Source organism: Rhodanobacter denitrificans (assembly GCF_000230695.2).
Classification (GTDB): Bacteria; Pseudomonadota; Gammaproteobacteria; order Xanthomonadales; family Rhodanobacteraceae; genus Rhodanobacter; species Rhodanobacter denitrificans.
Genome location: NC_020541.1, coordinates 3,705,674 through 3,718,282, shown reverse-complemented (window position 1 = coordinate 3,718,282; position 12,609 = coordinate 3,705,674). Strand labels below are relative to the sequence as shown.

Here is a 12,609-nt window from a genome sequence, read left to right as displayed (position 1 = left end):
CTGGAACCGTGCAGTCTGCCACAAGCCCGGCGCACCGCGTGGCGCCGCGCCTATCCCCCGAACCCGAGTGGAGCTGCCCCATGTTGAAGACATCGCTGCAACGTCTGCTGCTGACCAGCCTGGCCCTGCTGTTGCCGGCGATGGCCGTGCATGCCGAGGATCCGCCGCTGGTGCGCGCCACCAACGCCGTGCGCGTGATGAACGACATCATGCAGGCGCCGGACAAGGCGATCCCGAAGGACCTGCTGCAGAACGCCCGCGCGATCGCGGTGATCCCGGACATGATCAAGGCCGGCTTCATCTTCGGCGGCCGTCGCGGCGAGGGCCTGATCTCGGTGAAGAGCCCGAACGGCACCTGGTCCAATCCCAGTTTCATCACCATGACCGGCGGCAGCGTGGGCTTCCAGGCCGGCGTGTCCTCGACTGACGTGATCCTGGTGTTCCGCACCCAGCGCGGCGTGGATTCGATCGTCAACGGCAAGTTCACCCTCGGCGCCGACGCCTCCGCCGCGGCCGGCCCGGTCGGGCGCACCGCCAGTGCCTCCACCGACGCGCAGATGAAGGCCGAGATCTATTCCTACTCGCGCAGCCGCGGCCTGTTCGCCGGCGTGGCGCTGGATGGATCGGTCCTGCGCATCGACTATGATGCGAACGCTGCGGTGTACGGCGCCGGCATCACGCCGCGGCGCATCTTCGAGGGTGGCGTCAGCAACGTGCCGACGCCGGTGGTCGACTTTCGCGACCGGCTCGAAGAGTACACTTCACGCTGATACGGAAAGGCCGGCGCGCGCGGCGCGACGGGTTTCCGGCTTCGTCCGTTTTCGAGGTAATTCATGAGCATCTGGCATCTGATAATCCTGCTGGTGGTGGTGGTGGTGATCTTCGGCACCGGCAAGCTGCGCAACATCGGCTCCGACCTCGGCAACGCCATGCGGGATTTCAAGAAGGGCCTCAATGGCGACGAGGACGAGGCCAAGCGCAAGGAAGCGGAGCGTCTGCGCGCCGATCCGCCGGCGAGCCCTACCGACACCACGACGCAGAGTCAGCGCGACTCCAGCGACGCGAAGTAAGCCGCGGGCGACGGGCAGGTTGCGGCGATGATGGAGATCAGCTTCGGCAAGCTGGTGCTGCTCGCGCTCATCGCGCTGATCGTGCTCGGCCCGGAGAAGCTGCCGGGCGCCGCGCGCACCGCCGGCGCCCTGCTGCGGCGCATGCGCAGCGGCTGGGACGACGTGCGCGCCGAGGTGGAGCGCGAGCTGCAGATCGAGGAAATCAAGCGCGCTGCGCGCGAGGCCGCGGCGAAGGCGGAAGCGGCGCAAGGCGAACTGGACGCCACGCTGGCCCAGGTGCGCGACCTGCAGAACGCCGCGTCACCGGTTGACGCGGCGGCGACAGGCGAGCCGTCCGCCGCGATCGCCGGTTCCGCCGCCGCGCCGGCGGCGACCGCGGCAGCGGAACCGGACCGCGCCACCGGCGACCTGTTCGCCGATACCGCCGTGGCGGCGCCGGGGCCCCGGGAGTCGCCACATGGCCACGCCTGAACCCGAGGTCGACCTGCAACAGGGCCTGTTCTCCCACCTGCTGGAACTGCGCTCGCGCCTGCTCAAGGCCAGCGCCACCGTGCTGGTGGTGCTGCTGGCGCTGGTGCCGTTCGCCAACCGCCTGTACACGGAACTGGCCGCGCCGCTGGTGGCGCGGCTGCCCCAGGGTGCGCACCTGATCGCCACCGAGGTGGCCAGCCCGTTCGTCACCCCGCTGAAGCTGGCCTTCTACGCGGCGCTGTTCATCAGCATGCCGATGATCCTGTACCAGCTGTGGGCCTTCGTCAGCCCCGGCCTGTACAAGCACGAGAAACGCCTGGCGCGGCCGCTGCTCGCCGCGGCACTGGTGCTGTTCTACCTGGGCTGCGCGTTCGCCTATTTCCTGGTGCTGCCGGCGGCGTTCCGCTTCCTCACCGCGATCACGCCGCAGGGGGTGGAGATGATGACCGACATCACCCACTACCTCGATTTCGTGATGCTGATGTTCTTCGCGTTCGGGCTGTGCTTCGAGGTGCCGGTGGCGGTGGTGATCCTCGCCGCGGTGGGCGTCGTCGACCTGGACAAGCTGCGCAGCAGCCGGCGCTATGCCATCGTCGGCGCGTTCGCGATCGCCGCCTTCATCACCCCGCCGGACATCACCTCGATGATCATGCTGGCGGTGCCGATGTGCCTGCTCTACGAATTGGGCATGCTGGCGGTGCGCTGGCTGGTCAAGCCGGGTTCGCTGAAACCGGACGCGGGCTGAGCGCGCTCCTGTCAAGCCAGTTCAGTACAGATCGATCGGATCGACATCCAGCGACCAGCGTACCTTCCGTGCCGACGGCAGCGCGATCAGCGCCAGCTGCCACGAGCGCAGCCTGCCGTGCAGGGTGCGACGGCTGGCCGCCTCCAGCAGCAGCTGGCCGCGATGCCGGCCCGCACGCAACGGCATCGGCGCGGACATCGGCCCGGCGATCTGCAACTGCGCGTTGACCGGCAGCGCGGCGTGTGCCGCGGCGAGGAACGCATCGACCTGTTCGCGCTGCGGTGCCTCGGCACGCAGCAGCACCTGGTAGCTGTACGGCGGCAGCTGGATCAGTCGGCGCTCGGCCAGCAGCTCGCGCGCTGCGGCGGCATAACCGTGCGCCAGCAGGCTGCGCAGCAGCGGATGTTCCGGCTGGTGCGTCTGCAGTACCACGCGGCCTGGCTTGCGCGCGCGGCCGGCGCGGCCGGCCACCTGCACCACCAGTTGCGCCAGCCGTTCACCGGCGCGGAAGTCGATGCTGTGCAGGCCTTCGTCCACGCCGACGATGGCGACCAGGGTGAGGTTGGGCAGGTCGTGGCCCTTGGCCAGCATCTGCGTGCCGACCAGGATCGCCGGCTGGTCGTCCTTGAGCGTGGCCAGCAGTTGTTCGAACGCGTCGCGGCGGCGGGTGGTTTCGCGATCGACGCGCAGCACCGGCACCTGCGGGAACTGCGCGAGCAGCGCTTCCTCCAGCCGCTCGGTGCCCTGGCCCTGCGGCTTCAGGTCGCCGGCGCCGCAAGTCGGGCAGGCGGCGGGAACGCGCTGGCGATAGTCGCAGTGATGGCAGATCAGCTGGCGCCGACCCGCGTGCAGGGTCAGCGGCCGGTCGCAGCGCGGGCAGCCGGCATGCCAGCCGCAGGCATGGCACAGCAGCACCGGCGCGTAGCCGCGGCGGTTGCGGAACACCAGCGCCTGTTCGCCGCGTGCCACCGTATCGGCCACCGCGCCGAGCAGCGCCGGCGACATGCCGTGCTCCAGCCGCTGTGCGCGCATGTCGATGATCTGCACCTGCGGTGGCCGGATCGCGCCGGGGCGCGCGCGCAGATGCAGGGTGCGGTAGCGGCCGGCCTCGGCATTCGCCAGCGATTCCAGCGACGGCGTGCCCGAGCCCAGCAGCACCGGCACGCCGAGCGCGCGGGCGCGCACCAGGGCCAGGTCGCGGGCGTGGTAGCGGAAGCCTTCCTGCTGTTTGTAGGCGCTGTCGTGTTCCTCGTCGACGATGATCAGGCCGGCTTGCGGCAGCGGCGTGAACACCGCCGAGCGGGTGCCCAGGATCACCCGCGCGCTGCCGGCGCGGGCGCGCAGCCAGGCGCGCGCGCGATCGCCTTCGGACAGGTTCGAGTGCAGCACCTCGACGATCACTCCGAGCCGCTCGCGCAGGCGCCGCACGGTCTGCGGGGCAAGCCCGATCTCCGGCACCAGCAGCAGCGCCTGCCTGCCTTGCGCCAGCACCTGTTCGATCAGTGCCAGGTAGACCTCGGTCTTGCCGCTGCCGGTGACGCCATCGAGCAGGAACGGCTGGTAGCGGCCGAGGCTGGCGTCCACGGCGGCGACTGCCTGCTGCTGTTCGTCGCTGAGTTGCGGCGCCAGCGAGGGCGGCAGCGGACGATCGGGCGGCGGCCGTTCGCTGCGTTCGAGCAGGCCGGCTGCGGCCAGCCGGCGCGCGGCGTCGCGCCAGCCCGGCTGGCGCTCGCTCAACTCCTGCGCGCTCAATGCGCCGGCAGCCAGCAAACCCAGCAAGGCCTTGCTGCCGCCGCGGCGGCTACCGGCATCGTGCGCGCTGCGGCCGGCGCCGCTGAGCGACCAGTATTCGTCGCCGATCGGCGGCAGCGGCTTCGCCTCGCGCAGGGCCAGCGGCAAGGCATTGGCGTAGGCCTCGCCCGGCGCACCCAGCCAGTAGTCGGCGGCCCAGGCCAGGGTCTGCATCAGCTCGGGGTCGAGCAGCGCGCCGTCGTCGAGCAGGCGCAGTACCTGCTTCAGCCGGCTGCTGCCGACTGCCGCCTCGGCGTCGATCGCCACCACCATGCCGACCAGCTTGTGGCGACCGAACGGCACCAGCACCCGGCTGCCCACGCAGGCCGCGCCCACCGTCGGCGGCAGGTAGTCGAACAGGCCTGGCAGAGGGACCGGCAGGGCGACGCGAAGAACGGCAGGCATGGGTTACCTCGTGGCAGGCCAGTGTAACGGCCGCCTCCACGCGGGCCGCGTTTTTGATGGCTGCGATGGCAGGTGGATCAGATCGGCCAAGTTGCGCGAACTTGCTGCCCGGTTATCGAGGAGTCATGGGTAAGTGACTATCCCCGGGGAGTTTTTGTGCTTATCCACAATAGCTGTGGATAAGTCTGTGGATGCAGCGGGGAAGGGGTGCTTCAAAGCGCACCGTGAAGCCTTTTCTGACACTCTGACGAGGTTTTGGTCACGTAAAAATGTCCTTGTCAGTCAATGGTCTGCAAATGCCGATCAGTCACGGTTCACACAATTGACGCACCGTCCCCGGCTGCCTTGACAGGCCCGTGACGCTGTGCAAAACCCGCTGCGCCAGGAGCCGCGAAACGGCCTCAGTGGGCCACACCAAGCACTAAAGCGACCAATAGGGCAAACATCAGCAGCCAGACGTAGCACCAGCCGACGAACCAGAATTTCAGCAAGGTCATCGGCCAGCCCTGGCGGTAGATCCGCTTCTGCATGATCAGCAGATAAGCGGGAATCCACAGGATCAGCGCGGCCTGCAGCCAGCCCAGCGCGTAGCCGGTCCACGCCGCATGCGGTCGCAGCCAGGTCGACAGCATGCCGACGAGAGTGATCAGCAACAGGCTGAGGAACATGAAAGCGTGGCTGTGCAGGGCCACGATCAGGTGCTCCATGTACAGCCGCCGGCGGAATACGTAGAACAGTTTCAGCAGGATGGCAAAGGCCGGGATCAGCACGAACATGGTCGGCGGCAGTGCGCCGAAGACGCCGTTGATCATGCGCTGCTTCGCTTCGGCGCTGGCCGCCGGATCGCCATGCTTGAAGGCGTGCCAGTTCTTTTGGAACTGGCGGCCCAGCGCGGTCAGGCGCGCGTTGGCCACGTCCGGCAGCCAGGCGATCCGGACCGATTTCGATTCATTCTCGAACGCCTTGCGTGCAGCGTCGCGCGGCTTGGTGTCGCTGCTGGCCTTCACCACCGTGGATGCTGGCGGCGAGGCAAGCGAGGCTACCGGCATGGGCGCCGCGCCGAGTGCGGCAAGGCGCCGATTGGCTGCCTGACGCAGTTCCTGCTCGCCGACGCGCGCCTGCTCCAGCACGTTCGGCGGCAGCACGCCGGTGTCCCGGGCGCGCTGCAGACCATCCAGTTCGTCCTGCAGCGCCTTGCGCACCTCGGCGGGGCTGGCCGCGGTCTCGATCGCCCGGCTGTCCACGCTCACCAGGGGATGGCCGTTCGCGGGGATCTTGTCGGCGACCTGGTCGATCGCCAGGTGGAATACGAAAAACGACAGCAGGCACAGCACGAACATCAGCCGGAACGGCGCGATGTAGCGCACCCGCCGGCCGGCGAAGTATTCCAGGGTGAGGAAGCCGGGCTTCAGCAGCAGCGGCGGCAGCGTGTGCACGATGCGGCCATCGATGTGCAGCACCGTCTCGACGGTTTCCTCGACCATGTGGTGCATCGGCTTTAGCACGCTGTGGATCGACTGGCCGCACTGGTGGCAGAACTCGCCTTGCATGGTCGCGCCGCAGTTGGCGCAGTGCAGGCCTTCGTAGCTGGTCAGCTGCTTCATCGCGGTTCCCGTCCGGTGCAGCGGGCGATCTTCGCACACGGCGGCGGCTCGGCGGGCGTGACGAATGGCTCAGGTAGAATGGCCGGCCCTGGAGTCCGCTGTGCCCATGAAATCTTTGCGTCCCGAACGCGCCCATCTGCTGCACGAGGTGCGCGCCACCGTGCGCCTCGCGCTGCCGCTGATCGCCGCGCAGCTGGCCGCGGTCGGCAGCAACGTGATCGACGCGGTGCTGGCCGGCCACGTCAGCGCGCACGTGCTCGGCGCGGTGGCGGTGGGCGCCAGCATCTGGTCGCTGGCGATCGTCTGCGGCATCGGCATGATGATGGCGGTGCCGCCGTCGGTGGCGCAGCTGGACGGCGCCGGGCGCCGCGGCGAGGTCGGCACGGTGTTCCAGCAGGCGCTGTGGCTGGCGCTGGGCATGGGCGCGCTGCTGTGGTTCGCGGTGCGCCACGCCGGGCCGCTGATCGAGCTGATCGGGGTGACCGCGAGCCTGCGCCACGACGTGCAGCGCTTCCTGCTGGCGATCAGCTGGGGGGCGCCGGCACTGACCTGCTACTTCGCGCTGCGCGGCCTGTCCGAAGGCCTGTCGCTGACCCGGCCGTCGATGTACTTCAGCCTCGGCGGGCTGGTCTTGCTGGTGCCGCTGGGCTACGTGCTGATGTTCGGCAAGCTGGGCATCCCGCCGCAGGGCGCGCACGGCTGCGGCGTGGCCACCGCGATCGTGCTGTGGCTGGAGCTGCTGGCGTTCGGCGTCTACGTGATCTTGCGGCGCAACTATCGCGGGCTGGGCCTGTTCGATCGTTTCCAGTGGCCGGACCTGCGCCGGATCGGCCAGCTGGTGCATATCGGCCTGCCGATGGCAGTGACCCTGCTGGCCGAGGCCGGGCTGTTCGTGGCCACCGCACTGATCATCGCCACGCTGGGCGAGGACGTGATCGCCAGCCACCAGGTGGCGATCAACATCGCCTCGCTGTTCTTCATGATCCCGCTCGGCCTGGCGATGGCGATCACCGTGCGCGTGGGCAACGCGGTGGGCCGCGGCGACGAGCGCGGCGTGCGCTACGCCGGCTTCTGCGGGATCGGCCTGACCCTGGTCACGCAAATCTTCTCGGCCGGCCTGATGCTGGGCCTGCCGCACTTCATCGCGTCGTTGTACACGCACGAGCCGAAGGTGATCGCGCTGGCCGCGCAGCTGATCATGCTGGCCGGGCTGTTCCAGTTTTCCGACGGCGTCCAGGTCGCCGCCAACGGGGCGTTGCGCGGCCTCAAGGACACCCGCGTGCCGATGGCGATTACCCTGTTCGCGTACTGGATCGTTGGCATGCCGACGGGCTGGTGGCTGGCCTTCCACCACGGCATGGGTGCGCGCGGCATGTGGATCGGCCTGATCGCCGGCCTGTCGGTGGCCGCCGCGATGCTGTTCACCCGCTTCTGGCGCAGCGCGTGGAAACAGCGCTGGCGCCGTCACCTGCCAATGACCGCGCCGGCCTGACCGGCTACGCTTGCCCCGACGATATCCGGATACCCACATGACGCTGCCACCGCCGCCACCGCCCCGCCGCCACGGTTTCTGGGCCTTCCTGCGCACGCTCGGGCGCGGCATCAACCTGCTGCGGCTGGTGATCATCAACCTGGTGTTCTTCGGCGTGCTGTTCGTGTTGCTGTTGCTGGTGACCGCCGGCGTGGCCGGCAGCCGGATGGAACGCGCGGTGCAGGACGACAGCGTGCTGGTGATCCGGCCGCAGGGGCAGCTGGTCGAGCAGTACAGCATCGATCCGCTGCAGCGCGCGCTGGCCGGCCTGTCCGGCGAGCAGCCCAAGCAGGTGCAGCTGCGCGACCTGGTCGGCGCGATCGACGCGGCGGCGACGGACCACCGGATCAGCCGCATCCTGCTGCTGCCGGACGAGCTGCAGGGCGGCGGCTTTGCCGCGCTGCGCGAGGTCGGCGCGGCGCTGGACCGCTTCCGCGCGGCGGGCAAGCCGGTGGTGGCGTGGGCGGTGAACCTGGACCAGGGCCAGTACTACCTGGCCGCGCATGCCGACCGCTTGCTGGTCGATCCGCAGGGTGGCGTGATGATCACCGGGCTGGCCAACTACCGGCTGTTCTACAAGGATCTGCTGGACAAGCTCGGCGTCGACGTGCACCTGTTCCGCGTCGGCGAGTTCAAGAGCGCGGCCGAGCCGTACATCCTCGATCACGCCTCGGCCGAGGCCAAGCAGGCCGACAGCTACTGGATGGGCGGCCTGTGGGACGGCTACCTCGTCGAGGTGGCGGCCATGCGCAAGCTGGACCCGGCGACGCTGCGCGACGACATCGACAACCTGCCGCAGCACATCGCCAGCACCCAGGGCAACCTGGCCCGGCTGGCACTGGACCAGCACCTGGTCGACGGCCTGGCCACCCGCGCCGAGCTGATCGCGATGATGCGCAAGGAAGGCATCCCGGCCGACCGCAAAGGCCACAGTTTCCGCCAGGTCGAGTTCGCCCGTTACGCGGCCGGCGTGCCGCATGCCGTCAATGCGTTCGCGCCCGGCGTGGCGATCGTGGTGGCCGAGGGCGAGATCGCCGGCGGCAAGCGCGCGGCCGGTTCGGTCGGCGGCGAATCCACCGCGGCGCTGATCCGCAGCGCACGCGAGGACCGCAAGACCAAGGCGCTGGTGCTGCGGGTGAACTCGCCCGGCGGCGAAGTGTATGCGGCCGAGCAGATCCGCCGCGAGATCGAGCTGACCCGCAGCGCGGGCATCCCGGTAGTGGTGTCGATGGGCGACGTGGCGGCCAGCGGCGGCTACTGGATCGCGATGAATGCGAACCGCATCTACGCCGAACCGAACACCATCACCGGCTCGATCGGCATCTTCGGCATGTACTACACGGTGCCGAACACGCTGGCCAAGCTCGGAGTTCAGAGCGACGGCGTCGGCACCGGGCCGATGGCCGGCGCGTTCGACATCAGCCGTCCGCTCGATCCGAAGGTCGGCACGGTGATCCAGGCGATCATCGACAAGGGTTATCGCGACTTCGTCGGCAACGTGGCGAAGGCGCGCGGCAAGAGCTACGAGGCGATCGACGCGATCGCGCAGGGCCGCGTGTGGACCGGCCAGCAGGCGCTCGAGCGCGGCCTGGTCGACCAGCTCGGCGGGCTGCAGGCTGCCGTCGCCGAGGCGGCCAGCGTGGCCAGACTGGGCAAGGGCTATCCGGTGCGTTACGTGGAGGCGCCGCTGGGCGGCTTCGAGCGTTTCCTGATCGGCCTCAACCAGGGCGCCGGCGTGCACCTGCTGCAGTCGTGGGGCGTGCGCCTGCCGGCCTGGTTCGCCCAGCTGCCCGCGCTGGCGCCGGAGCTGCAGCTGTTGCGCAACGCGAAGGCCGGCACGCCTAACATCTACGCGGACTGCCTGTGCAGCCCGCGCTGAGGCGGTAGCCCCTACTGCTCCTGCGCCTCGATCTGCTTGCGCTGTTCCTCGGCCTGCTTGTCGACCGTCTTCTGCACGTCCTTGGCGCGCTGCTCGTCCGCCTTCAGCGCGTCGAACGGCGTGGCGGTGTCGGCCGCCGCCGGCTTGGCCTGGGGTTCCGGCGGCTTGCTGGAACAGGCGCCGAGGGCAAGGACGCAGAGCAGGAGCGGCAGCGGCTTCATGGCGGTTCTCGCGCGTGGTCGATGCGCCGAGTGTCCCGCCGCGCCCGGCCGCTGGCAAGGCATTGCCCGGGCGCTTTAAGCTGTGGCCATGAACAGCCGCCTCGACGCCTGGCAACTGCACGGCCACACCGCCCTGGTCACCGGCGCCAGCAAGGGCATCGGCTACGCCACCGCGCGCGAGCTGGCCGGGCTTGGTGCCGACTTGCTGCTGGTGGCGCGCGACGAGGATTACCTCGAGCAGGTGCGGGTGGAGCTGGCCGACGAATTCGCCGACGTCGAGGTGCTGGCGTTCGGCGCGGACCTGGCCGAGGCGGAGGAACGCCTGGCGGTGTTCGACTGGATCGCCGACCTCGGCGCGCCGGTGTCGCTGCTGGTCAACAACGCCGGCGGCAACCAGCCCGGCGCCACGCTGGACTATCGCGAGGACGACTACCGCGCGATCTTCGAGCAGAACCTGTTCTCCGCCTTCGAGATGTGCCGGTTGGCGCACCCTCAGCTGGTGCAGCACGCGAATGCGGCGATCGTCAACGTGGGCTCGGTCTCCGGCATCACCCACGTGCGCACCGGTGCGCCCTACGGCATGAGCAAGGCGGCGCTGCACCAGCTCACCCGCAACCTGGCCGCCGAGTGGGCGGTGGACGGCATCCGCGTCAACGCGGTGGCGCCGTGGTACATCCGCACCCAGCGCACCGACCCGGCGCTGGCCGACGCCGACTATCTGGACGAGGTGCTCGAGCGCACGCCGCTGAAGCGCATCGGCGAGCCGGAGGAGGTGGCCGCCGCGATCGCCTTCCTGTGCCTGCCGGCGGCCAGCTACGTCACCGGCCAGGTGCTGGCGGTGGACGGCGGGTTCCTGAACTACGGCTTCTGAGCGGCGGCCTCAGAACTCCGCCTCGTGTTCCTCGGCGGCGAAGCCGACGGTCACCGCGCCTTCGCCCACGTTGACCATGCCGGTGATGCTCATCGGCGCCTCCATCAGCTCGACGCCGCATTCCGCACAGGCCTGGCGCAGCTCGATGTAGCCCGGCAAGTGGGGCAGCACCTCCAGGTCGCCGCCGTAGCTGACGCAGACCACCGGCACCATCAGGCCGGCGCGCACCCGCCGCGTCACGTAGCCGAACAGCGCCTCCGCGCCCTGGTCGAAACCGCGCACCTTGCCGACCGGGCTGGTCTCGCCGCGGAAGCAGCGCAGGATGGGCTTGATGTCCAGCGCGGTGCCGACCACCGCGCTGAGCAGGCTGACGCTGCGGTCGCCGCGCTTCTTGATGCGGTTGCGCAGGTGGATCAGGTCGCGCGGCAGCATGTAGCCGTAGCTGTGGCTGGCGATGTGCACCAGGCGTTCGCGGATCGTCGACGGCGACTCGTTGGCGGCGATCAGTCGGGCCGCTTCGTAAACGGCCGGGGCGGCGCCGGTGAAGACGTTGCCGGTGTCCACCACGCGCATCATGAACGGTCCGGGTACGCCGGCCTTCTCGCGCACCTGGCGGTAGTTCTTCAGGATCGCGAAGCTGGCCTTGTTGACGTGCTCGTTGATCGGGCTGCGGGTGGCGGTGATGGTCAGGCAGAACACGCAGTCCTGTTCCAGTACCAGCTTCTCGAGGAACAGCTTCTGCACCTCTTCCACCGGGCAAGGCTCGGTTTCCGCCGAGTGGCTGCGGCTGCCCAGGCGGCGATCGATGAAGCGCTGGATCTCGGCCGGCTTGCGGTCGTCCATGAAGACCTCGCTGTCCACCCGCACGGTGATCGGCATGATCGCGATACGGTGCTTCTGCAGAAACTCCTGCGACAGATCGCAGGATGCATCGATTGCCAGGCCCATCCTCATCACGTGACCCCCCGATCATCAATGGCAGGAGGAACATAGCATGCTGGCCGTGATCGGGCATTTGTCCGATGGTCGCACGGCGGCGGCCGCAAGCCGGGGGCGACGAGGCATCCGCACGGCGGCAAGCCGGCGCGTCGGCATGATCGCCGGGCGTGGACGAACAGGCCCTAAGATGGCGCCACTGATCTGGCATCCCGCCGGCGTGGCGTCGCCGGCAACGCGATTCGGGCAAGAGCTCTGATGAAAAGCAAACAGGAAATCGTCTCGAACTGGCTGCCGCGCTACACCGGCACGGCGCTGGAGCAATTCGGCGAACACATTCTGCTGACCAACTTCGGTCATTACGTGGAGCTGTTCGCGCAGTGGCACGGGGTGGACGTGCAGGGCCGCGACCGGCCGATGCCGAACGCCACCGCCGACGGCATCACCCTGATCAACTTCGGCATGGGCAGCCCCAACGCGGCCACCATGATGGATCTGCTCGGCGCGATCGCGCCGAAGGCCGCGCTGTTCCTGGGCAAGTGCGGCGGCGTGAAGAAGAAGAACCAGCTGGGCGACCTGGTGCTGCCGATCGCCGCGATCCGCGGCGAGGGCACCAGCAACGACTACCTGCCGCCGGAAGTGCCGGCGCTGCCGGCGTTCCAGCTGCAGCGCGCGGTTTCCACCATGATCCGCGACCTCGGCCACGACTACTGGACCGGCACCGTGTACACCACCAACCGGCGTGTGTGGGAACACGACGACACCTTCAAGGCCTACCTGCGGCGCACCCGCTGCATGGCGGTGGACATGGAAACCGCGACCATCTTCGCCGCCGGCTTCGCCAACCGGATCCCGTGCGGCGCCCTGCTGCTGGTGTCCGACCAGCCGATGATCCCGGAAGGCGTGAAGACCGAAGCGAGCGACCGCACCATCACCTCGCGGTTCGTCGAGGCGCACATCAAGATCGGCATCGAGGCGCTCAAGCTGGTGCGCCGCAACGGGCGCAGCGTGAAACACCTGCGCTTCGAGGCGGATGTCGAGACGGACTGAGCCTCGCAGGTGCGGCAACGGGGGCGCTCGGCCCG

General features: G+C 69.2%; 12 protein-coding genes. 8 read left to right on the top strand and 4 right to left on the bottom strand.

Features of this window, described 5'->3' with window-relative positions; genetic code table 11:
• Nucleotides 1-80: 80 nt before the first annotated feature.
• The 4 genes from R2APBS1_RS17035 to tatC all read left to right on the top strand — a co-directional run bounded on the left by R2APBS1_RS17035 (nt 81) and on the right by tatC (nt 2,286).
• A complete protein-coding gene (locus R2APBS1_RS17035; protein ID WP_015448863.1) occupies nt 81-770 on the top strand; it encodes a lipid-binding SYLF domain-containing protein in 690 nt (229 codons plus the stop codon).
• Nucleotides 771-833: 63 nt separating this feature from the next.
• Nucleotides 834-1,070, top strand: coding sequence for a twin-arginine translocase TatA/TatE family subunit (tatA, locus tag R2APBS1_RS17030; protein WP_015448862.1), 237 nt, complete (start codon nt 834-836; stop codon nt 1,068-1,070).
• A gap of 27 nt (nt 1,071-1,097) precedes the next feature.
• On the top strand, nt 1,098-1,541 hold the full coding sequence (gene tatB, locus R2APBS1_RS17025; RefSeq protein WP_015448861.1) for a Sec-independent protein translocase protein TatB: 444 nt from the start codon (nt 1,098-1,100) through the stop codon (nt 1,539-1,541).
• Nucleotides 1,528-2,286, top strand: coding sequence for a twin-arginine translocase subunit TatC (tatC, locus tag R2APBS1_RS17020; protein WP_015448860.1), 759 nt, complete (start codon nt 1,528-1,530; stop codon nt 2,284-2,286). Before tatB ends, tatC begins: the two co-directional genes overlap by 14 nt.
• Before the next feature lie 21 nt (nt 2,287-2,307).
• On the opposite strand, the gene R2APBS1_RS17015 is transcribed toward tatC, so the two are convergent.
• Both R2APBS1_RS17015 and R2APBS1_RS17010 read right to left on the bottom strand, forming a co-directional pair.
• Nucleotides 2,308-4,482, bottom strand: coding sequence for a primosomal protein N' (locus R2APBS1_RS17015; RefSeq protein WP_007509807.1), 2,175 nt, complete (start codon nt 4,480-4,482; stop codon nt 2,308-2,310).
• 401 nt (nt 4,483-4,883) lie between these two features.
• On the bottom strand, nt 4,884-6,086 hold the full coding sequence (locus R2APBS1_RS17010) for a DUF3667 domain-containing protein (protein ID WP_015448859.1): 1,203 nt from the start codon (nt 6,084-6,086) through the stop codon (nt 4,884-4,886).
• A 106-nt stretch (nt 6,087-6,192) separates the two neighbouring features.
• Between R2APBS1_RS17010 and R2APBS1_RS17005 the strand changes: the two genes are divergently transcribed.
• Both R2APBS1_RS17005 and sppA read left to right on the top strand, forming a co-directional pair.
• Nucleotides 6,193-7,578, top strand: coding sequence for an MATE family efflux transporter (locus tag R2APBS1_RS17005; protein ID WP_015448858.1), 1,386 nt, complete (start codon nt 6,193-6,195; stop codon nt 7,576-7,578).
• 37 nt (nt 7,579-7,615) lie between these two features.
• Entirely contained in the window at nt 7,616-9,496 is a 1,881-nt protein-coding gene (sppA, locus tag R2APBS1_RS17000) for a signal peptide peptidase SppA (RefSeq protein ID WP_015448857.1), read from the top strand.
• Nucleotides 9,497-9,507: 11 nt separating this feature from the next.
• On the opposite strand, the gene R2APBS1_RS16995 is transcribed toward sppA, so the two are convergent.
• Entirely contained in the window at nt 9,508-9,717 is a 210-nt protein-coding gene (locus R2APBS1_RS16995) for a hypothetical protein (RefSeq protein WP_007509799.1), read from the bottom strand.
• An 88-nt stretch (nt 9,718-9,805) separates the two neighbouring features.
• Here R2APBS1_RS16995 and R2APBS1_RS16990 point away from each other — a divergent pair, with 88 nt between their 5' ends.
• Nucleotides 9,806-10,588: an SDR family oxidoreductase gene (locus tag R2APBS1_RS16990; RefSeq protein WP_007509797.1), complete on the top strand. Its 783-nt coding sequence runs from the start codon at nt 9,806-9,808 to the stop codon at nt 10,586-10,588.
• A 9-nt stretch (nt 10,589-10,597) separates the two neighbouring features.
• Here R2APBS1_RS16990 and R2APBS1_RS16985 read toward each other — a convergent pair whose 3' ends face one another.
• Nucleotides 10,598-11,542, bottom strand: coding sequence for a DegV family protein (locus tag R2APBS1_RS16985; RefSeq protein ID WP_015448856.1), 945 nt, complete (start codon nt 11,540-11,542; stop codon nt 10,598-10,600).
• Between the two features lie 240 nt (nt 11,543-11,782).
• Here R2APBS1_RS16985 and R2APBS1_RS16980 point away from each other — a divergent pair, with 240 nt between their 5' ends.
• On the top strand, nt 11,783-12,574 hold the full coding sequence (locus R2APBS1_RS16980) for an AMP nucleosidase (RefSeq protein ID WP_007509793.1): 792 nt from the start codon (nt 11,783-11,785) through the stop codon (nt 12,572-12,574).
• Nucleotides 12,575-12,609 lie beyond the last annotated feature (35 nt).